We start from the raw sequence: 24,739 nt of genomic DNA, 5'->3' as shown, positions 1-24,739 counted from the left end.
ACGATGATTCCTACAGTGTTAGTTTTCCTTATTGTTTGTTTTACCCTGTGCTCTGGATTCATTTCATTATCTCAAATTGCTCTATTTTCCTTGCCTACAAGTCTGATCTCCCACTACAAACGCTCTAAATCTAAGAAACAACAGCGAGTAGCTACCCTTCTTCTACATCCTCACCACGTGCTTATCACCTTAATTTTTTGTGATATCGGGCTCAATATTGCGGTTCAAAACTGCTTTGCTATTCTATTTGGAGATACAGCTTCGTGGTGGTTTACTGTAGGTCTCCCTTTAGCAATTACTTTAATCTTAGGAGAAATTCTCCCAAAAGCGGTAGCTCTTCCTTTTAATACACAGATTGCTAGTTCTGTCGCTCCCCTAGTTCTTTGTGTTACTAAGATCTTCAAACCTCTACTCCAATGGGGTATTACAGGAATTAACTACGTAGTCCAATGGATTTTATCGAAGCAACAGATAGATATCATTCAACCAAAAGAACTTAAGGAAGTATTGCAAAGTTGTAAGGATTTTGGCGTAGTAAACCAAGAAGAAAGTCGTTTACTCTATGGGTACCTTTCTCTTAGTGACTGTAGTGTTAAAGAACGCATGCAACCACGTCAGAATATTTTATTTTACGATATCCAAACACCTTTAGAGAACCTCTATCTTTTATTTTCTAAACAACATTGCTCACGGGTTCCTGTATGTAATGATAACCTCCAAAACCTCCTGGGCATTTGCACAGCTCGCTCTCTTCTTTTACATGACAAGCCACTACAATCTTCAGATGAGCTTCTCCCTTTGTTAAAAAAACCTTATTATATGCCAGAAACAATCTCTGCAAAAATGGCTTTGTGTCATATGGCAGCTGAAGATGAAACTCTAGGGATGATCATTGATGAATACGGCTCTATTGAAGGACTGATTACTCAAGAAGACCTCTTTGAAATTGTTGCTGGAGAAATTGTAGACCAGAGAGATAATAAAGTACTCTACACCACTTCAGGAGCTGACGTCATTATTGCCGCAGGAACCTTAGAACTCCGTGAGTTTAGTGAAATCTTCGATGTAAACCTACCAACTAACAACAATATTGCGACTGTCGGGGGGTGGTTAATAGAGCAAATGGGGACGATCCCAACAACAGGAATGAAACTGACTTGGAATAACTTGCTTTTTCAAGTACTAGATGCAGCTCCGAATCGCGTCCGCCGTGTTTACATAAGGAAATTGTATGACTGATTCTGCTCTCTTTTGGCTAGGATTTAACATCATCTGTATTGTCTTACAAGGGTTCTATTCCATGATGGAAATGGCCTGCGTCTCATTTAACCGTGTACGGTTACAATATTATCTGACTAAAGATCATAAGAAAGCTCGTTATATTAATTTTCTGATTCGCCGACCCTATCGCCTATTCGGGACGGTGATGCTAGGAGTAAATATCGCTCTGCAAATAGGCTCAGAATCTTCGAGAAATTGCTATCGAGCTTTAGGAATTGCTCCAGACTACGCTCCTTTTACCCAAATTTTTTTAGTCGTGATTTTTGCAGAACTTCTACCCCTAACAATATCACGAAAAATTCCTGAAAAATTAGCACTTTGGGGAGCCCCGATTCTCTATTATTCTCATTACATTTTCTACCCCCTCATTCAACTAATAGGAAGTCTTACCGAAAGCCTTTACTATCTTCTAAATATTAAAAAAGAAAAGTTGAATTCTACATTAAGTAGGGATGAGTTTCAAAAAGCTTTAGAGACTCATCATGAAGAACAAGATTTCAATACAATTGCTACAAATATTTTTTCTTTAAGTGCGACTTGTGCGGACCAGGTATGCCAACCTTTAGCACAGGTTACGATGCTTCCTTCTTCTGCAAATGTTAAAGATTTCTGTCGTACTATAAAAAATACTGATATAGACCTTGTTCCTGTTTATCATAAGGCTCGTAAAAACATTATTGGGATTGCCCGCCCTAAAGACTTTGTTAATAAAGCTCTTGATGAAGCTCTTATCAATAATCTACACTCTCCTTGGTTTATTACTGCAAAATCAAAACTCATTCGTATCCTTAAAGAGTTTCGAGACAACCGTTCGAGTGTTGCTGTTGTCCTTAATACTTCTGGTGAACCTGTAGGTATCCTTAGCTTAAATGCTATTTTCAAAATCTTATTCAATACCACAAACATTGCTCATCTAAAACCAAAGACAATCTCTGTTATTGAAAGAACATTTCCTGGCAACTCACGTATAAAAGACCTGCAAAAAGAACTCGATATTCAGTTTCCGAAGTATCCTGTAGAAACCCTAGCCCAATTGGTATTGCAACTTCTAGACACCCCTGCAGAAGTGGGAACTTCTGTAATCATTAACAACTTGCTGTTAGAAGTTAAAGAGATGTCTTTATCTGGGATAAAAACCGTCTCAATTAAAAACTTGCTTTCCTAGATTCTGAAGGAATAGTACAACGTGTTCTTTGATCTTAGATACGATTAAAATTAGGAAAGGCAATACGTTTGATGTCTTTCGAAGCTTACCAGGGATTTCTTAAGCGCCCTACGACTTTCTCTACAATTCCAACAGCTCTTTCGATTTCTTTTTGCAAGAGAACATGACTAAAAGAAAACCGTAGCGTTGACAGAGTCAATTCCTCAGAAAGACCCATGCTGACAAGAGATTTAAAGGGCGCGGTAGCTCCTGAAGAGCATGCAGATCCGTAACCACAAGCCACTCCTTCCATATCCAAGGCTATTTGCAAGACCTCGCCCTCCACTGGGGGAAAAGCGATTGTTGAGACGTTGTTTACCCGGGGCTGGCTTGCACAATGAATATGGACATTAGGAATGCATGCTTTGATCCCCTCTTCAAAAGTATTTCTATGGGTAAGAATTTCCTGAGAAAGACGATCTTGGTAAAGATCCAGGTATTTGAAAACATAAAGCAGCGATGCGATACCCCAAAGATTTTCTGTTCCTGCGCGGAGTCCTCCTTGCTGGGCTCCTCCCCATAGCTGGGGGTTTAGCTTGACGCTTGGAGAAATCAAAAGAGCTCCAATTCCAGACAACGCGTGAAATTTATGTCCGCTGAATGCTGTCATAGTGACACCAGGAGGAAGGGTGATCCGTTCCTTACCTACAATTGCAGTAGCGTCCACAATAAATTGCAACTGCCTTTTTTGGGCGAAGTGGGCTATAGCAGCTATGTCGGCTTTAGCACCAGTCTCACTATTTACCCAACCCAAGATGATTGCTGAGGTCCTAGGAGTCAATGCCATTTCAATCTGCTCTGAAGTCAGAACACATCTCCCTTCTTCGGGATTTAAATAGGAAACTGAAAGCAGAGAATGTTTTAAGGGCTCTAGGATCGCGGGGTGTTCGCTGGCTGATGTGATGACATGACTGCCTTTAGGAAGGCTTGCTATAGCTAAATTTAAACTCTCGGTGGCCCCCGAGGTATAGAGGACACGTCCCCGAAATGACAAGACCTTTTGGATCCATTCTGAAGCTTCTAGAACCAGCTGGTGAGATTTTTTACCCAGCTGATGCACACTCGAAGGATTCGCATACGTCTGGTCTATAACGAATGTTTTTTGGAGGAATTCCAAAAGCCCGAACTCTGGGGGCGTCATAGCATTGTTGTCCAAATAAATCATAGAATAATCCTTAACAAAAGAACTATTGTATTCGGACTAGTACAACAGTAGCGTTGTCATCACCTCCACGATTGTTTGCTAGAGAAATTAAAGCATTCCCCCGTTCTTCTAGAGTGGCGGGTTGGTTAAGGATATCCCGAATATCGATATCTGGCACCATGTTCGTCAATCCATCTGAGCACAGGCAAAACAAATCTTCCTTTTCACAAGGAAGATTCCGAATATCTGGCATGACGTAGGGACGACTTCCTAAAACATTAGTCAGAATATGACGATAAGAATACACCCTATCTGATTGTTTAGGAAGCCTATAACGATTTTTTAATTGATTTTCTAAAGAATGGTCTTCGGTAAGACAGCGCAGTTCTCCCTCACGAATACGATAAATCCTACTATCTCCCACATGAAATAGCCATGCCCTATCCTTGCGGAATTGGATGAAGCTGAGAGTTGTTCCCATCCCCTGTAGATGCTCTTCCATCTGACCATGTGCGTAGACCAATCCATTCACCTCTATAAGAATCTTTTTTAAAGTCTCCTTATACTGGTCATCCTCACACCCCATCAATTTTGACTGTTGCTCATCGATAAGCTCCATAAGGCTAGTAACTGCCTCTTGAGAGGCAATATCTCCACCAAGACGACCTCCTACACCATCAGCAACAGCCACTACCTGAGATATAAGATTCACCTGCCAAAAATCTTCATTTCTAGCACGGACCCTACCAATATCACTCAGACCAAAATAATCAAAATCCACAAAGCACTCCTAAAGAGATCCTGGATCATACACAGAGTCTGTCTTTACAGACAGAGTCTAATTTCATCATTATAAAGAATTGAATTTTCCTGACGATATAACAGAACTCCTTTTTTTAAATAAATTTTTGTATAAACTATAGATCACAATTTCTCTGTTTATCTCTAAGATCCCCAATCAAATTTTGACTAACTAGAAAATAAAGATTTGATAAATAATCCTGCTCGAGATAGGCTGGCGAGGTTAATTTTTTAAAAATAACCCGAGGATGAATCATGAAAAAAACATTCTTTTTAGTTTTATCTTGTTTCGTATTACTTGCTCTTGGTGGTTGCGTTCCTCCACAATAGGGCTCAGCTACGCACCATGAGTTTCAACCATAAACTCGTGGTGTTCCCCCTCGTGATATTTCTCAGAAACTTGTCCAGCAACTTTTCATCGTAGTTTCTATGATAGTGAAGTAAGAATTGCTATAAATCGAAAAACCGCCTATGCAAATAGAAAATAGAATTATTCTTTTTGCAGAGGCAGTAATGAAGTGGTTTATTTTTTCTGTAATCTCAGCTCCAGTTGTATTCCTTCCAGGATGCACGTTAATTCCTAAAGAAAAGGTTGCCAAGACTACTATACAACTTTGGTCGGAACTTCTTTCTTAATTCTGAGTTTCTAAACTAAGATTTCCTCTTTACTTGTTTTTATTTTTTTCTTTGATATAAGTTGATGAGAGTGTTAAATGGAAAATCTCTCAATTGCGAAGGTGTTTAGCTTGAAAGTAAAAGCTTTTTCAGGGCTAGAATCTTTTGCAAAATAAGCAATTTAAGGACAGTGATTATGCGAAAAATGTTGGTATTATTAGCATCTTTAGGACTTCTATCCCCAACCCTATCTAGCTGTAGTCACTTAGGTTCTTCAGGAAGCTATCATCCTAAGCTCTATACTTCAGGAAGCAAAACTAAAGGTGTGATTGCGATGCTTCCTGTATTCCACCGTGCAGGAAAGAGTCTTGAACCTGTACCTTGGAACCTTCAAGGAGAATTTACTGAAGAAATTAGTAAAAGGTTTTATGCTTCGGAAAAGGTATTCCTGATCAAGCACAACGCCTCTCCTCAGATAGTCTCTCAATTCTATGCTCCTGTTGCTAGTAATCTGCCTTTAGCAGTTATCGAGCAATTTCTACCTGCGGAATTCATCGTTGCTACAGAACTTTTAGAACAAAAGACTGGAAAAGAAGCTGGTGTTGACTCTGTAACAGCGTCTGTACGTGTTCGAGTTTTCGATATCCGTCACCATAAAATTGCTCTCATCTATCAAGAAATTATCGAATGCAGCCAACCTCTAACTACTACCGCAGTAAACGATTATCATCGCTATGGTTGGAACTCAAAACATTTTGATTCAACGCCTATGGGCTTAATGCACAACCGCCTTTTTCGTGAAGTTGTTGCTAGAGTTGAGGGCTATGTTTGCGCGAACTACTCCTAGTCTAAGTAAATGTCCAAGTTCATTCTCCTCTTCTCCCTTGGCCTTGCTGCTATCGCTTCCAGAAATTTCTTTATCTGGCCAGCGCCCTCTGGGAAAACACCTGTAAAACTACGCCAACTCTTATTTGGTATTGCTCTTCTCATCCTTTCTTCCCTTTTTGCTCATAGCGTTAGCTCGGAAACTGCAGAATTACTTTCCACTATCACAGGAATCAGCCTTGCCTTTGCATTCCTATTCTACTTACTTTTTCTCCCTCTAGATATTACACGCGCAATACTTTTCTCTGGAGAACGACCTCTGAAAAGTTCCTGGCGTGCTTTAGGATCTGCAATCAGAATGTGGATTATTATCATTCCTGCAACACAGCTGATTGGAATTATGATGAGTAAATTTTTAACTCTTGTCATTCCTACGCAAGAGATATACACACAGGAAGTGACTCAAGAAGTTCAGAATTCTCTACCTATAACAGGACACTATATTAGCATGATTCTAAATCTAGGCGTCCTGACTCCATTTGGAGAAGAGGTCTTCTTTAGAGGAATCCTACAGACGTTCTTGAAAAACAAAATGACTCGCACACGGGCCTTAATATGCTCTTCTATCATCTTCTCTTTCATTCATATTGAACATTCTCTAGGAAGTTTGATTTTTGTTCCCGTCCTTTTTGTTTTTTCCTTATCCGCAGGATTTCTATACGAAAAAGACCGACATATTCTTTCTCCCATTGCTTTGCACGGGCTTTTTAACTTGACCTCATTGATGTTACTGGGAATAAAGTAAAAAGAGTAAGTTGGAGAACATTCTTTTAGCAAAAGAAAACTCTCCTTAGGGCTGCTACCTTCCAGTCCTGACCCAGTTCGCAGGTTCCTCTTCTTAAAAGGCCCCCAACTTACCCTTCTTTGATAGCACATACTCGGTTTTTTTCAAAAGCAACATATCGCCAAAAACCAATCGAACCCTGAACCATATTCACTCACTTTTCTCTCGATGCTTAGCAAGCTCCCAAAGGCGATCCGCCTCTTCAATGGAGACTGGCTCTTGATCTTTAGAGAAGATATACGGGGCTCTGCGACGCAATTTTTCTATAGCCTCATTGGCAACGTCTTCGGAAGGAAGTAGCCCTTCTCGTTCTAACAAAAAGCATAAAATTAAAGTTAAAGTTAAGACATCCCCAGCTTCAGAACCAATTTCTGTTGCTGTCTTACCCTGTAAGACAGCCTCGTGAAATTCCTGACACTCTGCAAGAATATGTTCCACCATGGATACTAGCGATTGCTGACGTGACCAAGGACACCGTCCTTCAATGACCATGGAACGGACAACGCCTATCAATTGAGAAAAAGCAGAATCTCTCATCTATACTCCTATAGGTTCTCTCGATATGGTATCACTGAGATAAGTTCGCAGGGCATCTTTAATCTTTTTATGTCCTGAAGAAAATGCTAAAAGATCGATTTGACTCAAAAGATGTAATTCCCCGAATTGTGGAAGAGAAGTTGCTCTAAAAATCAGAGGAAACAAACGGACCTTATGGTTGGTAAATGCGTGCCTCTGCTCTTTGAGTTTTCCTAATAATTCTAAAGGACTTCCTAAATATAGCTCCATCTTCTTAGTAAACCCTTCAATATCTTGAAGACCTTCCTCAAACTCAATTTCACTATAGGGAAATTCATATAAGCCTGCCATCATTTCTTTAGGCTGTCTCTTCTCTACAACCAAGGACCCCTCATACAATACGATCGCTACCAAACGATGCAAGGAGATCACTTTTTTTCTAGCATGACGTACTGGCAAGACCAGCTGTTTGTTCTCCCTCCAAGCTTCACATGCCTGACGAACAGGACAACGATGACATTGAGGAACTTTCTTACAAATACAGGCTCCTAACTCTATCAGAGCCTCGGCTATAATTTCAGGGCTCTTATGAGGCAGAAGTGCTTGAGCAATCCTAGATATCCAAGTCCGAGTTGATTCTAAATCTATAGATGTTTCAATCAAAAACATCCGACTAAGGACACGTAAGACATTACCATCAACAGCAGCAGCTCGTTTCTTAAAAGCAAAGGCCAGAATTGCATGAATCGTATAAGGACCTACACCACGGATTTGCCCGAGGGAAATTGCATCATCAGGGATATTCCCATTAAACTCATCTACAACCATCCGTGCTCCCTCTAAAAGATGGCGCGCTCGAGAATAATAACCCAATCCCTCCCATAACTTGATGACATCTTCTTCTCTTGCTGCAGCCAAAGACTCTATGGTAGGAAATCTTTCCATCCACTGGTTAAAATAATCTATAACAACTTCAGCTCGAGTTTGCTGTAACATGATTTCAGAAACCCACACGCTATAGGGAGTAGGGTTATCTCTCCAGGGAAGAGACCGTTTATTTTTTTCAAACCATTTTTTTAATGCTTCTATAGGAAAATTCTTTGCCTTTTCAGAAAAAGCTATCTTTGTCATACAAAATCTCTTAAAATTTTACGCAACTATCACAAAATAAAACGGCTATTTTACAATCTCTATGAAAAACTTTTCCTGGCTTGCAACACAAAGCTCAAGATTATCTTCTTTTCTTAGATCACAACTGCCTAGCCATAGCAAGCAGGATATCCTTACCTCTATTCGCCAACATCGATGTCAGGTGAATGGACTCATAGAAAGATTTGAATCCCATAAGGTACAACCTGGGGATCGAATTACCCTTTCTCTTGTCAATTCAACAAAACAACAACCTAGTATCCTTTGGGAGGATGACTATAGCATTATCTATGAAAAACCTCCCCATCTTACTACTGAACAAATGTCACAAGCGACAGGCTTTCTTACCGTGCATCGGCTAGACAAAGGCACCTCGGGCTGTCTTCTCATGGGTAAATCTAAACAAGCAGCCACCGAGCTCATGAAATTATTCAAGCAAAGAAAAATCTATAAACAATACATAGCTTTGGTTTTTGGTCACCCTAAAAAAAAAATCGGGACAGTAAAATCTTATACTGCCCCTGTATACCGCAGGTGCGGAGCTGTGATTTTTGGAACAGCAACACCGTCCCAAGGAAAACTCACCATTACAGAATGGTCGGTACTCCGTAGCTACAACCAATACAGCCTGATGCTTTGCAAGCCTCTGACAGGGAGGACCCACCAAATCCGATTACAAATGGGTTTACTTGGCCATCCTATTGTCGGGGATGTCGACTACGGACCTAAAAAACAACCTCCCCGTATCTTCCGTCCTCTTCTCCATGCCCACTCCCTAGAATTTGTCTCCCCATTCTCAAATCTTCCCTTAAAAATTTGCGCGTCACCAACTGAAGATCCCAGAGAATGTGCTCAGCACTTACTTCACGAGTAGAACCTATAATTTCAAAAGATACAATAATAAGAATACAATTCGAGCAGCCTTTATACTTATTTAAAACATAACTTCATCATACTCGCAACTTCTGCTACTTTCGCTACCTTCGTTGCTTCCGCTACTTTCTGAATCCTGCTGAATTGTTTCTATTTTAGGTGGTGGTGGTCTACGGGAGGCAATCACCCCTAAAGGAAAGCTCATCTCATAAGAAGGCGGGTGTCTACGAGAAGGTGGAGGCGTGACACCAGGACCTGTTGATTGAGGTTGTGGCTGTGTTACTACACTAATTTCGGCTAAGGACTTATCTTTTTTTACAGCGCTGCTAGAATCTTCTAACAACGCTTTTTTTTCTTTGTCATAATTGTCAAAGCATTCGAAAGCTAATTCTTTATAAAAGTCTTTAGATAAGTCAGTTCGATGGCGAACTTTAGCTGTAACTTTTCCTCCAGGTGTTCGATATGCCTCTCGTCTCCTTCCAACTTCTACTTGCGAGCCATAGCACTCTTTTAAAAGAGCAGTTACTGCAGGATCGTTTAAAATATTCCCACGATCAGGATTCCCAGTTGCTGGAAGAAAATAATAACCACAAGAAGCTAAAACGACTATAATTAAAGCCATTAAATGTTGTTTAGTTATCCAAACGGGAGTCTTTCCTCCATGAGTAGCTGCTAAGAAAATAGTCGCTAATATATTCATACATTTTGCAGCCAACCCAACACCCATCGCCCCCCTATCCCCCGCCTTAGGAGAATGTACACGAAGTTTTGGGAAAGTCATACAAAGTCTCTTCATGTTAAAATAACTGCAAGACTCACCTCCTTGCTCTCCCAATGAAGGAATAACTAGTATTTTTTCTTCAAAGTTTGTTTCAATTTGTCGGCTCGAATCTTTAGAAATTCCTGCCACAATCGCCTGTTTCCAAAAAGAATCTTCTAATAAATCTTTAACAAAATCACTAGCATCTACCCATAGATCCATACTCTGAGCCTCTAAGAGCTCATAAAAGTCCCTAGAACACTGTTCACATGCATTCACGAGTTCCATCATGGAAGGAAACTGATCGAGACGCTGTCCTGATAGCAAGCTCATTGTGTCAATGCCAAGTTGAGCTAGCGCGGTCAATAAAATAGCCTTTCCATATCTCTTTTCTAATTCCTCTAGTTCTTCCAAAGGGATAATAATCTCCTCAGAAGCATCCCCTATCCCACAACAATTTTTCCATAAACCACAGCAAAAACGGCCAAAGCCACCACAACCACACTGTCCATCTGGACAGCCACAGGTAGGACAACAGCAGTTGCGTTGACAGGCCTCTCCACAATAATTATAACAAAATTCGCTAGCCTTCTTTGCTCCAGGACTGGTTAATGCTGCATAAATAATCTGTGCCAGTGATGCAGTCATCCCTAATGGAGACCCTGTTGTCGATAACAAATTAAGCATCGCCGCTGTATTCCCTAATGGATTTGTAGGACTTCCTCCTTGAGGATTCGTCGCCTGTGCCAGCAAATGAAAAAGCTGTTGGAATTGATTGGAAGTTTGCGATAATCCCCCAGATCCACCTGTCTGTTGTAATAATAATCTGAGGAACTGTTCGTGCATACCTCCCGGAGAAGATGTTCCAGAAGTTGATGTACCTCCAATACTTGACAAACCGCTAAGTAATCCTTGTATCTGTTGAAGCGGAGTTCCTCCTCCAAGCACTCCTGGTGTAGGCGTGCTAGTAGAAGTTGATGCACCTTCAACACCGGTCAAACCGTCAAGTAATGCTTGTAGCTGTTGAGCTGGAGTTCCTCCTCCAAGCACTCCTGGTGTAGGCGTGCTAGTAGAAGTTGATACACCTCCAACACCAGTCAAACCGTCAAGTAATCCTTGTAGCTGTTGAGCTGGAGTTCCTCCTCCAAGCACTCCTGGTGTAGGCGTGCTAGTAGAAGTTGATGGTGTTGTTCTCCCTGGTTGATTAATGACAACGCCAGCGACAGTTGAAACTCCTCTTGATGTTGATGTTGTGGAAGAAGGCATTGTAGACGTGGGTAATGTATATGGTGGTTTCGAATTATTTAAAGGATTCGTCAAGCGACCTCCCAAGTAAAAATTTGACCCAAACTACGACAAGTTAAAAAATTCTAAATCGTAAATGCCCAACTCCAGTAGACGAAAAGGAAAAGCTGAGGGATTCTAGAAAATATGTAAAGAAAAATTTTAATTTGAATAACTTATATTTATGTATCTTACATGAGACAACAGCAACACACAGTCGAGATACCGAAAGATTTTCTGAATAATCGAAAGATTTGTTACTCTCCTTCCAAGAAGCTTCAAAGAATATATAAGGCGGATTCATGCTAAAGATTGATTTAACAGGAAAGATAGCATTCATTGCAGGGATTGGTGATGACCAAGGATATGGCTGGGGTATTGCGAAACTTCTTGCAGAAGCAGGAGCTAAGATTATTGTAGGAACATGGGTACCCATTTACAAAATTTTCTCTCAATCTTGGGAAATGGGAAAGTTCAATGAATCAAGAAAATTATCTAATGGCAATCTCTTAGAAATTGCCAAGGTCTATCCCATGGACGCAAGTTTTGATAGCCCTGAGGATATTCCTGAGGATATTGCTGAAAATAAGCGTTACAAGGGAATTACGGGATTCACGATAGCAGAAGTTGTGGAGCAGGTGAAAAAAGATTTTGGTCATATTGACATTCTTGTCCACTCGCTAGCAAATAGTCCTGAAATTTCCAAATCTCTATTAGAGACTTCAAGAAAAGGCTACTTAGCGGCGCTAAGCACCTCTAGTTATTCCTTTGTTAGCCTTCTTTCTCATTTCGGCAGCATAATGAACCGTGGTGGATCCACAATATCGCTCACTTACTTAGCTTCTATGCGAGCTGTTCCTGGATACGGAGGCGGAATGAGTTCGGCAAAAGCAGCTTTAGAAAGTGATACCAAAACTCTTGCTTGGGAGGCGGGACGCCGTTGGGGTATCCGAGTCAATACAATCTCTGCAGGACCGTTAGCAAGCAGGGCTGGAAAAGCAATTGGCTTTATTGAACAAATGGTAGACTATTACCAAGAATGGGCGCCTATTCCTGAGGCTATGACCGCAGAGCAGGTGGGTGCCGTTGCCGCTTTCTTAGCATCGCCTTTAGCTTCAGCAATTACTGGAGAGACCCTATACGTAGATCACGGAGCCAATGTGATGGGAATTGGTCCTGAAATGTTCCCTAAAGACTCATAAGCTCTTCATAATAGCGGACACCAGCTTCCCAAGCTCGAAGAATTCCTTTCTTATTTGCTGGGGGAGCTAGAAAGTCCGCGTGAACGTGCATCTCTTGGGGTGCGGAACTCATTACAATTTTAAAATCTCCCCGCTCAATAAGATCGACATCGTTGGCATCATCTCCAGAAGCCATTACAAAAGGTTTCTTTCCATCGTAAAGTATATCGACAACACGATCTAGGGCTTGCCCTTTAGAAACACTTTTGTCTGTCAAAAACAAGATTGCGTAGCGAAAATCAAAGGGCCAGCGCATTAAAGTCATGGTCATAGCTGAAGTCAATTCTTCTTGGTTTTCGATTTCCTTTTGAATTCTAATAACCTCCTCTCGAAGTCCAAAGACTTTTGCTGCAGCAAAACTAGGAAACGCATAATCGTCTTTTAAAGAACGAGTTTCGAATAGGATTTCTCTCTCCTCAGCATTAGGAAAGTAGCTAGGATCTACATACTCGTGTAAATCCTGAGCGATAGGAGTTGGTGAAAAGCGATAGTAGCGATCCCCATAGGGGGCTCCAGCTTCCACGGAAAAAAGAGCCGTAGCCCCCTCCATACAATTTTGTAAAATGCATAGCAAATTTGAGGGTAAACTTTTAGAATAAAGAAGGTTGGATGATGTTGAGGACCATACTGAAGCGCCATTTTGGCATCCTAATAAATAAGGAGCCTCAAAATCGGAAAACAAACGCGCAGCATATTTATAATATCTTCCTGTAAGGAAAAATAACTTCCAACCAGATTCATAAAGAGCGTAAAGCTTCGCATACACCTCTTTATCTAAATGATGAGATTGATCAGTAATTGTGCCGTCAATATCCGTTACTAGTAACTTTTCCATAGCATCACCATAGTTCCGTTAAGCGCTGCCAGGAATGTCTTAGGCAACTCAAAAAAAATCTTTGAATCCACTGACAGACTGTCATCGTTTCGTCCAAGAAAGACAAGAGTTTACGCCCAATCAAACGAGCCTACCTATAAGCGCATAAAAAGCCTGCGAACTAGCCACACTATCTACAGCACTTGCATGAATATACACGATTACGGTTTAATTTGTACTTGGAAATCATTTTACTATAATTTATATAGCATCGACTAAAACTATATCTCATATTATTACTTGTATGTAGTTGGATACAAATCAGGCTACCACTATAATTTTATAGAGATAATCGCGGGTCTTACATATGTTTTTCAGTCTTTTTTCTCTAGTTTTCAAGGTTTCTGACGAACTAGCTCTTGCAGAGAATATTCAAGAGCCAATTTCTATACATGAAATGTTCCCAGGAAGTATGAAATTAGAAATGTATAAAATGCTGGGATCTTTGATTCTGCTTTTGACGATTTTTGGAATCGGAGTGTGGGCATTTAAAAAATTTGTGCGATCAAGAAATCATGGCTTTGGGGGGGCTTCTCAAATCAAAATTTTAGAACGACGTTCTTTAACACCGAAAACCTCTGTTTACCTCATTCGGGTTGTGAATAAAACTCTTGTGATTGCAGAAACAGCAGAGAAAATTACCTTGCTGACAGAATTTCCTCCTGATACCGATATCAACCATCTTCTTCAAGAAAACAATAAACAGTCTTCTTCCTGTGCAACTTCTGATTTTCTCAGCAAAGCAATACAAAAAATACAACAAAAACAACAGACAAATCAAGATCAGATCTAGTATTATCAGCCAGCAATACTGCAGGCTCTAGGAACAACTTGGAGTACTTCCTAAATGACAACGTGGACATTAAATCAAAATAATCTCACAAAATTTCTTAAAAATTCGGATGAAGAGCCTTTCTTAGAACGAGACAGCGGTCTTACCTACATTAACATTCAAGCTAATGGCAATGACCTTCCCTTATTTTTTGTAATCCGCAGTGAGGGAGAAATACTGCAGTTGATTTGTTACCTTCCCTACCAACTTTATGAGGCTCATAAAGCATCAACAGCTCGCTTGCTGCATCTCTTGAACAGGGACATTGACATTCCTGGCTTTGGCATGGATGAGGAACAGGGATTGACATTCTATCGACTCGTCTTGCCCTGCCTAAACGGAGAAATTCATGACACATTATTGCGTATATATATCGATACAATAAAGCTAGTCTGTGATAGTTTTTCTCATGCTATTGGGTTGATTTCCTCTGGCAATATGAATTTGGATGAATTAAGACGTCAGGCTCTTCAAGAGCAACAAGAAAAGCGTAATGAGTAGTTCGGGTATGGACGTTCTTATTTTCTACGATACAGAGACCACAGGAACACAAATAGAAAAAGATCGCGTTATAGAAATTGCTGCGTATAATAGTGTAACCGAAGAGTCTTTTCTTACTTATGTGAATCCTGAAATTCCGATTCCTGACGAGGCATCAAAAATTCACGGAATCACTACAGATATGGTACTCTCTGCCCCCAAATTTCCTGAGGTTTACGAAGGATTTAAGAAATTTTGCGGAGAGAATAGCATCTTAGTTGCTCATAATAACGACAGTTTTGATTTCCCACTACTGGCTAAGGAATGTCGCAGGCACTCCTTAGAACCTTTAACCAACCGCACGATAGACTCACTGAAGTGGGCGCAAAAATATCGCCCCGATCTACCAAAACATAATTTACAATACTTAAGACAGGTTTATGGTTTTGCCGAAAATCAGGCGCACCGAGCTCTGGATGACGTAGTTATATTACATAAAGTATTTACTGCTTTAATTGGTGATTTACAACCAAATCAAGTCCTCAACCTGCTACAACAAAGCTGCCACCCTAAAATCTTCAAAATGCCTTTTGGCAAATACAAGGGGCAGCCTCTTGTGGATATTCCCAGGTCTTACTTTGAATGGTTGGAAAATCAAGGAGCTTTGGATAAACCCGAAAATAAAGACATTAAAGCTGCTATCGCCTTATTACATCAACCGATATGATACTGACCGCTGCTTTTTCCCCTTGCCCAAATGATATTTTTCTTTTTCGTTCTTTCCTAGAAGTTTCTCGATTACGACCCCTTCTTAACCAAATAACTGTTGCTGATATACAGACGTTGAATACCTTGGCTTTACAGCGACGGATCTCTTTGATGAAAATGTCAGCAACACTATTCCCTCTAGTTGCTGATTATTATAATCTTATGGATGTAGGAAATACGCTAGGGTACAACTGTGGCCCCATAGTTCTCTCCTTAGATCCTAAAGGCCCTTTAAATACCTTAGCAACTCCTGGAGAAATGACGACGGCTCATGCTCTCTGTAAACTTTACTATCCTAAAGCACAACTCATTCCCATGTCTTATGACAAAATTCTAGGAGCTATACTCCGAGGCAACGTTTCTGGAGGAGCGCTGATTCATGAAGAGCGATTCAGCTATGATCGCCAGTTGACAATACGGGCAGACTTCGGAGAGTTATGGCGTCGTAAAACGGTTTTCCCCCTTCCTTTAGGATGTTTAGCAATTGCTAAATATGTCCCTCCTGCTACTGTTGATGCTCTGACAACAGCATTGAGACAATCTTTGATTTCTTCGTTAAAAGACCCTCTATCTGCGGCCGCAAAAGCTTTAGAATACTCCAAAAATAAAAACATTACTGTGATTCACAAATTCATAGGAACCTATATTAATAAAGAAACCTTTCAATTATCTAAAACTGGGAAAAGGGCCCTGAACATCCTCTGGAAAACCAATGAATCCTGTCAATACACCTAAAAAAGTCTTTTGCATCGTTGCAGACTACAGAGAAATTTCTTTTTTATTTGACCAACTTGATTTTAAACAAATTCACCATCATCTCTATAATTATAGTTGTAGTAATTACCATCTGGATTTTTATATTGTCCGTGTTTGGGGGAGTGCAGCCGTCTTAAAAGCTCTTCAAAATTATCCCGAATCATGTACGAATTACGATCTATGGATCAATTTAGGTTTCGCAGGAGCATGTTCTCCTGAGATTCCTTTAGGTCAGTGTTATACTATCGATCAAATTGGAAAGCTCACTACGGATACACCCCCAGTTCTTTCTGAAAATCCGTACTTTATCTTTAACACTCTACCTACTTCACTACCTAAAAGTCCTCTGGTCACATCCCCAACATTGTACCACTATGGGTTCCATAAGACTTTCAAGCTTGTTGATATGGAAGGCTATGCGATAGCTTCAAAAGCAGCAGAACATCAAATACCCTGTTCTTTTCTCAAGATTGCTTCAGATTATACAGTTCCTGGGGACTTCCCCTTCAAAAAAATGGAACAGCTGTCGCAAAATCTGGCTCTGACCTTTCTAGAGTCGGTACCTGAGTTCATTGCAACAGCGACACCGCCTCGGTTGTTATTGCCCTGTCTGTAGGGTTAGCAATTAGTTTGTGCTCAGGAATAAAGACGCTTTCAGATTCTTTAACACCTGAGAGTTCCCACATTTTTAAAAATGCGGGACAAGTCTCTAGGAGTTCTTCTTTGGTTCCTTCAGCAATTTTTTGACCATTCTCCATGTAGAGCACTCGATCTACATGTTCGAGAGTGGTCAGCTTATGGGCAATAATAATTTGTGTGCACTCCCCTTTAAGCTCACCAATGATATTCTTAATATAATTTTCACTAATAGCGTCTAGTGCTGATGTTGCCTCATCTAAAATTAAGATAGAGGCGTTCTTCAATAGAGCCCGTGCTATTGCCAAACGTTGTTGCTGTCCTCCTGAGAGGTTCTTTCCAGATTCTTCGAGCAGGCTATGGACTCCTTTAGGAAGCTTCCAAACAAACTCATCGGCATAGGCACGTTTTAGAGCTTCTAAAACATCCTTTTCCTCCATATCTTTGCCACAGGTAAGATTATTCCATACAGTATCATAGAATAAGAAAGGATTCTGTAAGACACAGGCAATGTGGTTCCTTAAGGATGCTTTGTTATATTCCGTAATGGAAAGAGAGTCGATAAGAATCTTCCCCTGAGAGACCTCATAAAGCCGAGGAAGGAGTTTCACAAGTGTAGTTTTCCCCGATCCTGTGGGACCTACAATTCCTAGAGCTTCGCCTTTATGCAAAGTAAAGCTTAAATCTTTGAGAACGTGCTTATCTTCCTGATAGCCAAAGGAAACATTCTCGAATGTTATTGTCTTGGAAAGTCCACGAAACTCGATTTCCTTCTCGTTTTGACCTTGAAGATCAGGATGATTTAAGACTTCATAAAATCTCTCTGCAGCAGCACACCCCCTCATGATGGAGGTATTCTCATCTCCGAACTTCTTAACAGGGTCGTAGATTAGGTAGAGCAAGCCACAAAATACGATAAGTTCTTCGGGAGGAATAGTAAATTTATAAATTCCGATGACAACGACAAAAGCAAAAAATAAAGAAGCTATGGTGTGAAGCAGGGGTCGTGGAAGTAAACCGTAAGCAGCGCTTTTTTCCTCCAAAGCCGAAATTTTGTTGTTATGCTCGCAGTACTTCGTAAAGGCAAATTTTTCTGTACGAAAGACCTTGACTGTCATTACCCCAGCGAGAAAATCATAGAGAACTGAGGAGAACGAATCCTGGCTCTTTTGAATACGTTTTGCGAGATTTTTGATCTTTTTAGCAATCACAACAATGGGAAGGATAAAGATAGGGAAGGCAACGCACACAAGAATTGAAAACTTCCATGAAATAGACAAACAGACTCCCAACGTCAATATCAGGGTAATGGGAGCTTGAATATAATTAATCATCAAAGAGTTTACTGCTAAGGCAATACTTGCAGAATCTGTCATTACGCGATTACTTAAATTGCCGATATCATGATTATGAAAAAAGGTCATCGGAAGCTGTTGTAATGCCTTAAAGTAGTCCTGACGTAAATCCCGGCTTACCCGTATGGCAACCACTTGCCCAAGGAAACGTTGAAAAAATAAAGTGACTGCCTTAAAAATAGCGACGCAGATTAAGAAGATTGCCAGCCCTCGAAAGCGAGTGACGTCTATATAGTTGCGCACAAAATTAGAGAGCTTACTCGTAAGAGACGTTGTATTTTTCCCATATTGGGCAATGTATGCTGTTGCTTGAGAGACCGTAAGTGTCTCTGAATCCTTACTGATTGCTTGCCAATTATCTAAAATATCTTTCTGACTAAGTTCTGAAACCTTTACAAGTTTTCCAGATTTCTTAGGACCAAAAAGTAAAAAAGCGTCGGGGCCTGTTTTAGCAATCATCCCTAAAGAAAAAATTTCCATCTGGGATGAGAATGTAAGTCCTAAAATTGCCAGAAGGGAACAGCCTAATATAATGAGATGATTTTTATGCCTCAGGACCGCTTTCAGAAGTAGTTTCATAAAGACCTATAGAGCGAAATTTTTCATACCGTTTCTCCAATAGCTCTTCTATAGCTAGATCTTTTAATCTTAACCACTCTTGGATTATAAACTCTCGAACATTGTTATATACCAACGCAGGATCGTGATGAGCTCCCCCAATTGGCTCTTTAATTACAGTATCGATAATACCAAATTCTTGTAAGTTTTCTCCGTGCATTTTCAACATGGAGGCTGCTTCACTATTTTTCTTAGGATCTTTCCAAAGAATGGAAGCACATCCTTCTGGGGAAATTACAGAATAATAGGAGTGCTCTAACATCGCTACAGAATCACCTACCGCCATGCCCAAAGCACCGCCAGAACATCCCTCACCAATAACGACAATAATGATCGGAGTAGCGAGTCTTGAGAGTTCAAAAAGATTTTTTGCAATCGCCCATCCCTGTCCTCTCTCTTCAGCAGTCAGCCCAGGATAGGCTCCTGGAGTATCCACTAGAAAGACGACGGGCAAGCCAAACTTCTCAGCAAGCTTTCCTAATCGTAGAGCTTTTCTAAAACCTTCTGGACACAACATACCAAAGTTCCTATGGAGGCGCGATGCTGTGTCGCATCCCTTTTCTTGGCCAATAAGGACAAAACGCTGGCCTTGGATTTTTGTAAAACCCCCGACAACTGCGGGATCATCTCGGAATGTCCGATCTCCACAAAGTTCGACAAACTCCTCGCACATTCCTTCAATATAATTGACAGTGCGGGGACGTGAGGGGTGGCGACAGATTTGTACACGCTCCCAAGGAGTTAAATCCGAATAGATCTTTTCTTTTAATTTATCTAGACGCTTTTCCAATTTCTGAATCTCTGAAGAAGATAAGAGAGAGTTTTTCTTATTTTTTTCTTTAAATTCGGCTATAGCCTTTTCATATTCAACTACTTGTTTTTCGTGTGGAAGAAGTTCCATTAGAATGTGCTCTCCTCGTACAAAAAGAATCATTTTAATACAAACAACTCTTAAACACAATTACAGACCCAATATTAATTCATCTTCGTAAAGAATATTCCTTACTCAGGGGCTGTTTTTTTCAAAAATTAACATGATTCCCTCTTCTTTGTAAGGAATATTAATTAAAAAATCTGCGTTCCAAAATTTTTCTTTACCTTGTAAAGCAAAAATTTCCATATAAGAACTTGTAGAAAAAATATACATAGCATCTTTCTCTCCAAGAATCACAATGTCGTTTGCAGGGCCTTTATAAGAATCGAGAGAACAAGACCGCAAACGCGGGCCATCAACAACCTGGCAATTCTTCCCCTTACAGAAAATAGAAAAGGTCATCATAGCAGTGTTTCCCTCAAACATACCGTGCACTCGACATTGCTTTTCGGAAATGGTGATCTTACAGCGTATAGGCACATGTACATAGGAATCCCGAAGATAGGAAAATCCTGTATTTCTTGGATGAGGTGTTCCTGTGGAAGAAAGAAAAGAAATCTCGGTAGTTTGATGAGATTTTTGACAGAGGAACTCTTTAGCAATTCCAGAACATCCAAAGTAATAACAATCACTAATTTCTCCAGAGCACGGGCCATAAGCAATAATACCGACGTCCCCCGAGTAATAGGCGCCCAAGCCACTTTGGCATCCAGAAGCTGTTACAAAAGCAGACGAAGAACGAGTCCTCTGCATCCAGAACCCAAGTGAAGGGTCTTCAAAAGTATATTCTGGGTTGATTTGCATTCCTAATTGAAAGAGAAGCGATTGGCTAAGACCTGTCTTTTCTTTTAGGGGTCGAGAATTCTCCTGACTCCAAAGAGCAGGAAACACGATCCCCTCGTGATCAAACATGGCCTGTTGAAAACTACTCATTTTAGAAACGCATGCGCGACTCTCTTCATAAAATTCTGCAATCTGCAAAAGCAGCAAACCAAATTCGGCATGTTCTGCAGGATAGGGCAATCCTTTCCACGGAAATCCCGCACAAGAGAACAATTCTACAGCACCTGATGGATTCTGCTGGATATTTAAAAAGCTCAAGCCCAAATCCTCTCCTTCTTCTAAGGCCATTAAAAGATAGACTGCCCGAGCAATATCATGAATTTTTAGTAAAGGATGGTAACGGAAAGTTTTAAGGACGGACTGCCTGAGAGTTTTATCTTGGCAAGCATAAATAAACTGTTTTACTTGTGAATCAAAATTTGACTTCTGGGGCACTTCTATACAATGTTGTAAACTAGATTGCAGCCCCATTATCACGCACAATTTGATCAGAAAAGCATTGTGGCAAACGATAATAATAACAAAATTTAGAGTCAAGCCTGTAAGATGCCCTACAACCTGACTCTAACAACCGATGACAGAGAAGACTACAAGAATTAAGAGTGCTTATTTGGCGTTTCTATTAAGCGTTTCATTCTTTTCCCTGGGGTAAACTTTACAGCACGTCTAGCAGGAATATGAATTGGGACTGCTGCATTCTTAGGATTACGTCCTACTTTTGGTTTTCTTTCTACTACCTGTAATACACCAAAATCTCTAAACTCAAGCCTGTCGCCTTTAACCAAGGCGTCGGTCATTTTGTCTAGAAAATTTTGAATCACGGTACGCACGTGATTAGGATGAATTTTGTGATCTTGTGAGATCGTGCTGATTAGTTTCTTCTTCGTCATGGTAGCCATATTAGACAATGCCTCCTATTAAAGTGCCCTAAAGTAGCTCGTTGAGTAACCCTAAATAATAAACTTTTGAAGTATAAGCTCATCATATCTATTCATCCTTTGGATTCAAGACATTTTTTAAAAAATGCGCAATCACTATAAACCATATCGATTAATGCGAATAATTATATTTCTAGAAATAGCGAGAAAAATTCTCCTTAAATTCCTAGTATACATCAAACACGTGACTTCTTTAATCTAACTTGGTAAAGTTCTAGTCGCTGCGTCCTCGTAGCTCAGCAGGATAGAGCGGTTGCCTCCTAAGCAGCAGGCCATGCGTTCGAATCGCATCGAGGACGACTTTTTGCCTCTAACTCCTAAACTATTAATTTGCTTGTATCTGTGGTTTACGTATTTTAGCGGTATTCTGTTTTGGTTTCTGAAAACTAGGTCCAGAAAGAAAATTATGAATCCCCTCCGCAATGCCCTTCGCTATATGCATTCGATAGCGAGCATCTTGTAGAGCGGCCCGTTCACGAGCATTGGATAAAAACCCAGTTTCCACTAAAACTGCTGGCATAGAAGTATCTCTAATCACAACAAAGTTCGCGGTTTTCAAACCTCGAGACTTCAAAATACCGTTTTTTTCCATAGCAGCTAAAATATTTTTCCCGAGTACTTCTGACATGCCATTCCTAGACGGAGATCCAATCTTACCGTTATAAAAATAAACTTCGGTGCCAAACGCTCCAGCGTTTGAAGAATAATTACAGTGAATACTGACAAAGACGTCCCCCTGCCCACGGTTAGACAAAGCGACTCGTTTCCCTAAATCGACGTATACATCAGAAGATCGCGTAAGCTGAGGTTTATAACCCATCCGCTTCAAGTAACTTTGAACTGCCAAAGCAAGAGATAAGGTAAGGGTTTTCTCTTCATAATGAAGTTCCTTACTTGCTGTGCCTTGGTCTTTTCCCCCGTGTCCAGGATCTATAAATATGACCTCACTGCGTCGTACACGCTGAGGAGGATTCGATGTTTGAGCAAAAATAGGGTTGCTTCCTAACACACATAAAGCAAAAAAAGACAGTTGCCTAGACATAGGAAGCGAGTACCTCACAAACAGTCTGCTTATCATCAAAAGCAACTGTTTGGTGTTTAAATATTTGGTAAGCTTCATGCCCTTTTCCTGCTATTAACACTATATCTTTATCTGAGGCAATAGACAGAGCATATGTAATTGCTTGTTTTCTGTCGATTTCGATGAAATAGTTTTTTGAATAAAATCCCTGACAGATTTCATTCACAATATCTTCGGGAGACTCGCTCCTAGGGTTATCTGAAGTTACAACAGCAAAACCATAACGCTCTACCACCTGAGCCATTAATTTCCGCTTACTTCGATCTCTATCTCCGCCGCAGCCAAAGACAACAATCAATCTCCCGCCCTCAGGAAGTAACTCCTTCAATCCTGTTAAGACATTATCCAAAGCGTCGGGAGTGTGTGCGTAATCAATATATATAGGACATTGACCTGTGAGTACAGGATCTAAACGACCTGGAGGAGGTTGGCAATATCCTATCTTTTCTATCAGATCAAGAAGATCGCAACGTAAACTTGCATGCACTGTCGAGATAGCGGCAAGCATATTATAGACGTTATGCCTTCCAATAAATGAGGAAGAGCAGGGTATTTTCTGGTCACCGTACACTAAGGTATACTTCGTTCCTGAGCGAGAAAGTTGAATATTGGTTGCTTGGTAGTCAGCAGGACTCTCCACACCATAGGTTATGATGCGTGCCTTTGCATTCTCAATACACTGAAAAGCATAGGGAGAATCTGTGTTAATTACAACAAGTCCTGAGGGTGGCACAAGAGTAAAAAGTTTTGCTTTCGCTGCAACATAGGCTTCAAATGTGCCATGGAAGTCGAGATGGTCTAAAGTAATATTGGTCAAAATAGCTGTATCAAAATTGGTATAGGCTACTCTTCCAGAAGCAAGTCCGATAGAAGAGACTTCCATAACAACAGCTTCTCTATTTTGACGCACCATGGTGGCTAAGTATTTTTGTAGAAGGGCTGGTTTCGGTGTGGTAAACCCGTCTTTGATGACCCCTTCTCCTAATACATGCTCTATAGTTCCTACAAGCCCTGAGGGCCTCTGATATCTATCCAATAAAGTTTTAATTAGAGATGTTACTGTAGTTTTCCCATTCGTTCCAGTGACGCCTATGGTATGGAGCTTACTTGAAGGGTATCCGTAATATTTTGCAGAAAGCTCGGCTTCCAATTCTTCTAAGCGGGGAGTGATTATCTGAACAACGGAAAGGAACGGGTTGTACAATGAAGAAACAACTGCAATAGCTCCATTACCCACAGCATCGGCGGCAAAGTCATTGCCGTCGTACTGTTTGCCCTTATAGGCAATAAAAACATCGCCAACACCCACACAACGGGAATCGTGTGTCAAGTTACGCACTTCAACGGGGCGAACTTTTCCGTAGATTTTAGCTTGAACCCCATGGAGTAGCTCTTTTAAATCCATTTACACTCCAGGAACTATTGAAAAACAATTTTTTTCATAAAAAGCCCTCTACAGGCATGCTACTACTGTGATTTCTAAAAAACGCATTTTCAAGGATTTCTATACAGAATTTCTTTACTCGTAGGCCGACAAAAATTCAAGCAAAGTAGTATACAAGTAATCACAAAAAACTGTCCATAAAGTTCTTACTATTCTCTGAAATATAAAATTCCTCCTGCCCAGTTCATTGACATGAATCTTCTTTATATTGGGCATTCCTGGGTTCTGAAACTCATAAACACACCGACCAATCTCTTCCTGATAAGCTTAAATAGGCCATCCAGAAATAAAAAATACTGAAATACTCTCTTGATCTCCTTCCACACCTCAGCACAGCTACCCTCTACCATCGCCTCTAAGAGTCGGGGGACTTCTTCATTAAGGTCTTAGCCAGGGATCTTGGGAAACTCGCTCTTTCTACGAGCATTCTTATGAACCAATAGACAAAACAAAAAAGCTATATATATATATATAGGTTAAACAGAGAATCTCTGAAAAAATAAACATCCGTACTCATAGCTTCTCTATCTCAATAGTAACAGGCATTGTTAAAATTCTTTAATTACTCATCTTGATTGGGAACCCGAGGAGCAACGGTGGACTCGACATTTGCTTTTGTCGAACCGTTATTGGATGATTTAGAAAAGATTCTTTATGAAAAGTTAAAAATAAAATAACTATTTGTTTAAAAAAAACAAAAAAT

Annotated in this window: 24 protein-coding genes, 1 tRNA gene and 1 other RNA gene; 13 read left to right on the top strand and 13 right to left on the bottom strand. The window is 40.4% G+C overall.

The window, feature by feature from the left end; all coding sequences use genetic code 11:
* The first annotated feature begins 3 nt into the window (after positions 1–3).
* Complete coding sequence (locus CMV32_RS05190) at positions 4–1,239, top strand: hemolysin family protein (RefSeq protein WP_100934858.1); 1,236 nt, start codon at positions 4–6, stop codon at positions 1,237–1,239.
* Entirely contained in the window at positions 1,232–2,446 is a 1,215-nt protein-coding gene (locus CMV32_RS05185) for a CNNM domain-containing protein (protein WP_100934857.1), read from the top strand. Before CMV32_RS05190 ends, CMV32_RS05185 begins: the two co-directional genes overlap by 8 nt.
* Positions 2,447–2,531: 85 nt before the next feature.
* Here CMV32_RS05185 and CMV32_RS05180 read toward each other — a convergent pair whose 3' ends face one another.
* The gene (locus tag CMV32_RS05180) at positions 2,532–3,650 is read right to left on the bottom strand and encodes a cysteine desulfurase family protein (protein WP_100934856.1); all 1,119 of its coding nucleotides are present in this window, start codon (positions 3,648–3,650) and stop codon (positions 2,532–2,534) included.
* A gap of 22 nt (positions 3,651–3,672) precedes the next feature.
* Positions 3,673–4,410 carry a PP2C family protein-serine/threonine phosphatase gene (locus CMV32_RS05175; RefSeq protein ID WP_100934855.1) on the bottom strand — a complete coding sequence of 246 codons (738 nt, stop codon included), beginning with the start codon at positions 4,408–4,410 and terminating at the stop codon, positions 3,673–3,675.
* Positions 4,411–4,901: 491 nt separating this feature from the next.
* Between CMV32_RS05175 and CMV32_RS05170 the strand changes: the two genes are divergently transcribed.
* From CMV32_RS05170 to CMV32_RS05160, 3 genes are all read left to right on the top strand, one after another.
* On the top strand, positions 4,902–5,066 hold the full coding sequence (locus tag CMV32_RS05170; protein ID WP_100934854.1) for a hypothetical protein: 165 nt from the start codon (positions 4,902–4,904) through the stop codon (positions 5,064–5,066).
* Between the two features lie 175 nt (positions 5,067–5,241).
* Complete coding sequence (locus CMV32_RS05165) at positions 5,242–5,892, top strand: CT253 family lipoprotein (RefSeq protein WP_100934853.1); 651 nt, start codon at positions 5,242–5,244, stop codon at positions 5,890–5,892.
* A gap of 9 nt (positions 5,893–5,901) precedes the next feature.
* Positions 5,902–6,675 (top strand): CPBP family intramembrane glutamic endopeptidase, encoded by a 774-nt coding sequence (locus CMV32_RS05160; protein ID WP_100934852.1) that lies wholly within the window; start codon positions 5,902–5,904, stop codon positions 6,673–6,675.
* Between the two features lie 9 nt (positions 6,676–6,684).
* Here the strand turns inward: CMV32_RS05160 and ffs are convergent.
* From ffs to mutY, 3 genes are all read right to left on the bottom strand, one after another.
* Positions 6,685–6,782: signal recognition particle sRNA small type (ffs, locus tag CMV32_RS05155), an RNA gene on the bottom strand.
* 82 nt (positions 6,783–6,864) lie between these two features.
* Entirely contained in the window at positions 6,865–7,251 is a 387-nt protein-coding gene (locus tag CMV32_RS05150; RefSeq protein WP_100934851.1) for a MazG nucleotide pyrophosphohydrolase domain-containing protein, read from the bottom strand.
* A complete protein-coding gene (gene mutY, locus CMV32_RS05145; protein ID WP_100934850.1) occupies positions 7,252–8,361 on the bottom strand; it encodes an A/G-specific adenine glycosylase in 1,110 nt (369 codons plus the stop codon).
* Positions 8,362–8,422: 61 nt separating this feature from the next.
* Between mutY and CMV32_RS05140 the strand changes: the two genes are divergently transcribed.
* Positions 8,423–9,253 carry an RluA family pseudouridine synthase gene (locus tag CMV32_RS05140; RefSeq protein ID WP_100934849.1) on the top strand — a complete coding sequence of 277 codons (831 nt, stop codon included), beginning with the start codon at positions 8,423–8,425 and terminating at the stop codon, positions 9,251–9,253.
* A gap of 60 nt (positions 9,254–9,313) precedes the next feature.
* On the opposite strand, the gene CMV32_RS05135 is transcribed toward CMV32_RS05140, so the two are convergent.
* Entirely contained in the window at positions 9,314–11,332 is a 2,019-nt protein-coding gene (locus CMV32_RS05135; protein ID WP_151899123.1) for a hypothetical protein, read from the bottom strand.
* 266 nt (positions 11,333–11,598) lie between these two features.
* Between CMV32_RS05135 and CMV32_RS05130 the strand changes: the two genes are divergently transcribed.
* Positions 11,599–12,498 (top strand): enoyl-[acyl-carrier-protein] reductase, encoded by a 900-nt coding sequence (locus CMV32_RS05130; protein WP_100934847.1) that lies wholly within the window; start codon positions 11,599–11,601, stop codon positions 12,496–12,498.
* Here the strand turns inward: CMV32_RS05130 and CMV32_RS05125 are convergent.
* Positions 12,485–13,372 carry an HAD-IIB family hydrolase gene (locus CMV32_RS05125; RefSeq protein ID WP_100934846.1) on the bottom strand — a complete coding sequence of 296 codons (888 nt, stop codon included), beginning with the start codon at positions 13,370–13,372 and terminating at the stop codon, positions 12,485–12,487. The two genes, CMV32_RS05130 and CMV32_RS05125, sit on opposite strands and share 14 nt — an antisense overlap.
* A gap of 346 nt (positions 13,373–13,718) precedes the next feature.
* Between CMV32_RS05125 and CMV32_RS05120 the strand changes: the two genes are divergently transcribed.
* Genes CMV32_RS05120 through CMV32_RS05100 form a run of 5 tightly spaced genes read left to right on the top strand, consistent with a single transcriptional unit; the run spans position 13,719 to position 16,863 of the window.
* On the top strand, positions 13,719–14,204 hold the full coding sequence (locus tag CMV32_RS05120; RefSeq protein WP_100934845.1) for a FliO/MopB family protein: 486 nt from the start codon (positions 13,719–13,721) through the stop codon (positions 14,202–14,204).
* 54 nt (positions 14,205–14,258) lie between these two features.
* A complete protein-coding gene (locus tag CMV32_RS05115; RefSeq protein WP_100934844.1) occupies positions 14,259–14,744 on the top strand; it encodes a type III secretion system chaperone family protein in 486 nt (161 codons plus the stop codon).
* Between the two features lie 7 nt (positions 14,745–14,751).
* Entirely contained in the window at positions 14,752–15,450 is a 699-nt protein-coding gene (locus tag CMV32_RS05110) for a putative quorum-sensing-regulated virulence factor (protein WP_192940657.1), read from the top strand.
* On the top strand, positions 15,447–16,226 hold the full coding sequence (locus CMV32_RS05105; RefSeq protein WP_100934842.1) for a 1,4-dihydroxy-6-naphtoate synthase: 780 nt from the start codon (positions 15,447–15,449) through the stop codon (positions 16,224–16,226). Before CMV32_RS05110 ends, CMV32_RS05105 begins: the two co-directional genes overlap by 4 nt.
* Positions 16,204–16,863, top strand: coding sequence for a hypothetical protein (locus tag CMV32_RS05100; RefSeq protein WP_100934841.1), 660 nt, complete (start codon positions 16,204–16,206; stop codon positions 16,861–16,863). Before CMV32_RS05105 ends, CMV32_RS05100 begins: the two co-directional genes overlap by 23 nt.
* On the opposite strand, the gene CMV32_RS05095 is transcribed toward CMV32_RS05100, so the two are convergent.
* From CMV32_RS05095 to CMV32_RS05080, 4 genes are all read right to left on the bottom strand, one after another.
* A complete protein-coding gene (locus CMV32_RS05095) occupies positions 16,817–18,817 on the bottom strand; it encodes an ABC transporter ATP-binding protein (RefSeq protein ID WP_100934840.1) in 2,001 nt (666 codons plus the stop codon). The two genes, CMV32_RS05100 and CMV32_RS05095, sit on opposite strands and share 47 nt — an antisense overlap.
* The gene (locus CMV32_RS05090; RefSeq protein ID WP_100934839.1) at positions 18,783–19,757 is read right to left on the bottom strand and encodes an acetyl-CoA carboxylase carboxyltransferase subunit alpha; all 975 of its coding nucleotides are present in this window, start codon (positions 19,755–19,757) and stop codon (positions 18,783–18,785) included. The genes CMV32_RS05095 and CMV32_RS05090 overlap by 35 nt, the downstream gene beginning before the upstream one ends.
* 105 nt (positions 19,758–19,862) lie before the next feature.
* Entirely contained in the window at positions 19,863–21,044 is a 1,182-nt protein-coding gene (locus CMV32_RS05085; RefSeq protein ID WP_100934838.1) for a hypothetical protein, read from the bottom strand.
* Positions 21,045–21,169: 125 nt separating this feature from the next.
* Positions 21,170–21,472: an HU family DNA-binding protein gene (locus CMV32_RS05080; RefSeq protein WP_010883059.1), complete on the bottom strand. Its 303-nt coding sequence runs from the start codon at positions 21,470–21,472 to the stop codon at positions 21,170–21,172.
* Positions 21,473–21,736: 264 nt separating this feature from the next.
* Here CMV32_RS05080 and CMV32_RS05075 point away from each other — a divergent pair.
* Positions 21,737–21,810 (top strand) — tRNA-Arg (locus tag CMV32_RS05075).
* Positions 21,811–21,836: 26 nt separating this feature from the next.
* Here the strand turns inward: CMV32_RS05075 and CMV32_RS05070 are convergent.
* Both CMV32_RS05070 and CMV32_RS05065 read right to left on the bottom strand, forming a co-directional pair.
* A complete protein-coding gene (locus tag CMV32_RS05070) occupies positions 21,837–22,553 on the bottom strand; it encodes an N-acetylmuramoyl-L-alanine amidase family protein (protein ID WP_420807406.1) in 717 nt (238 codons plus the stop codon).
* Entirely contained in the window at positions 22,546–23,997 is a 1,452-nt protein-coding gene (locus CMV32_RS05065; protein WP_100934836.1) for a UDP-N-acetylmuramoyl-L-alanyl-D-glutamate--2,6-diaminopimelate ligase, read from the bottom strand. Before CMV32_RS05065 ends, CMV32_RS05070 begins: the two co-directional genes overlap by 8 nt.
* Positions 23,998–24,739 lie beyond the last annotated feature (742 nt).

The organism is Candidatus Chlamydia corallus (assembly GCF_002817655.1).
Classification (GTDB): Bacteria; Chlamydiota; Chlamydiia; order Chlamydiales; family Chlamydiaceae; genus Chlamydia; species Chlamydia corallus.
The sequence above is the reverse complement of the archived record's forward strand: the minus strand, read 5'-3'. Positions and strand labels throughout refer to the sequence as shown.

Coding starts and splice junctions, on each gene's coding strand:
- CMV32_RS05185 (WP_100934857.1), top strand. CDS start 1,232: ATGACTGATTCTGCTCTCTTTTGGCTAGGATTTAACATCATCTGTATT.
- CMV32_RS05140 (WP_100934849.1), top strand. CDS start 8,423: ATGAAAAACTTTTCCTGGCTTGCAACACAAAGCTCAAGATTATCTTCT.
- CMV32_RS05160 (WP_100934852.1), top strand. CDS start 5,902: ATGTCCAAGTTCATTCTCCTCTTCTCCCTTGGCCTTGCTGCTATCGCT.
- CMV32_RS05070 (WP_420807406.1), bottom strand. CDS start 22,553: ATGTCTAGGCAACTGTCTTTTTTTGCTTTATGTGTGTTAGGAAGCAAC.
- CMV32_RS05080 (WP_010883059.1), bottom strand. CDS start 21,472: ATGGCTACCATGACGAAGAAGAAACTAATCAGCACGATCTCACAAGAT.
- CMV32_RS05110 (WP_192940657.1), top strand. CDS start 14,752: ATGGACGTTCTTATTTTCTACGATACAGAGACCACAGGAACACAAATA.
- CMV32_RS05190 (WP_100934858.1), top strand. CDS start 4: ATGATTCCTACAGTGTTAGTTTTCCTTATTGTTTGTTTTACCCTGTGC.
- CMV32_RS05105 (WP_100934842.1), top strand. CDS start 15,447: ATGATACTGACCGCTGCTTTTTCCCCTTGCCCAAATGATATTTTTCTT.
- CMV32_RS05095 (WP_100934840.1), bottom strand. CDS start 18,817: ATGAAACTACTTCTGAAAGCGGTCCTGAGGCATAAAAATCATCTCATT.
- CMV32_RS05150 (WP_100934851.1), bottom strand. CDS start 7,251: ATGAGAGATTCTGCTTTTTCTCAATTGATAGGCGTTGTCCGTTCCATG.
- CMV32_RS05120 (WP_100934845.1), top strand. CDS start 13,719: ATGTTTTTCAGTCTTTTTTCTCTAGTTTTCAAGGTTTCTGACGAACTA.
- CMV32_RS05165 (WP_100934853.1), top strand. CDS start 5,242: ATGCGAAAAATGTTGGTATTATTAGCATCTTTAGGACTTCTATCCCCA.
- CMV32_RS05180 (WP_100934856.1), bottom strand. CDS start 3,650: ATGATTTATTTGGACAACAATGCTATGACGCCCCCAGAGTTCGGGCTT.
- CMV32_RS05065 (WP_100934836.1), bottom strand. CDS start 23,997: ATGGATTTAAAAGAGCTACTCCATGGGGTTCAAGCTAAAATCTACGGA.
- CMV32_RS05115 (WP_100934844.1), top strand. CDS start 14,259: ATGACAACGTGGACATTAAATCAAAATAATCTCACAAAATTTCTTAAA.
- CMV32_RS05100 (WP_100934841.1), top strand. CDS start 16,204: ATGAATCCTGTCAATACACCTAAAAAAGTCTTTTGCATCGTTGCAGAC.
- CMV32_RS05170 (WP_100934854.1), top strand. CDS start 4,902: ATGCAAATAGAAAATAGAATTATTCTTTTTGCAGAGGCAGTAATGAAG.
- CMV32_RS05125 (WP_100934846.1), bottom strand. CDS start 13,372: ATGGAAAAGTTACTAGTAACGGATATTGACGGCACAATTACTGATCAA.
- CMV32_RS05130 (WP_100934847.1), top strand. CDS start 11,599: ATGCTAAAGATTGATTTAACAGGAAAGATAGCATTCATTGCAGGGATT.
- CMV32_RS05090 (WP_100934839.1), bottom strand. CDS start 19,757: ATGGAACTTCTTCCACACGAAAAACAAGTAGTTGAATATGAAAAGGCT.
- CMV32_RS05085 (WP_100934838.1), bottom strand. CDS start 21,044: ATGGGGCTGCAATCTAGTTTACAACATTGTATAGAAGTGCCCCAGAAG.
- mutY (WP_100934850.1), bottom strand. CDS start 8,361: ATGACAAAGATAGCTTTTTCTGAAAAGGCAAAGAATTTTCCTATAGAA.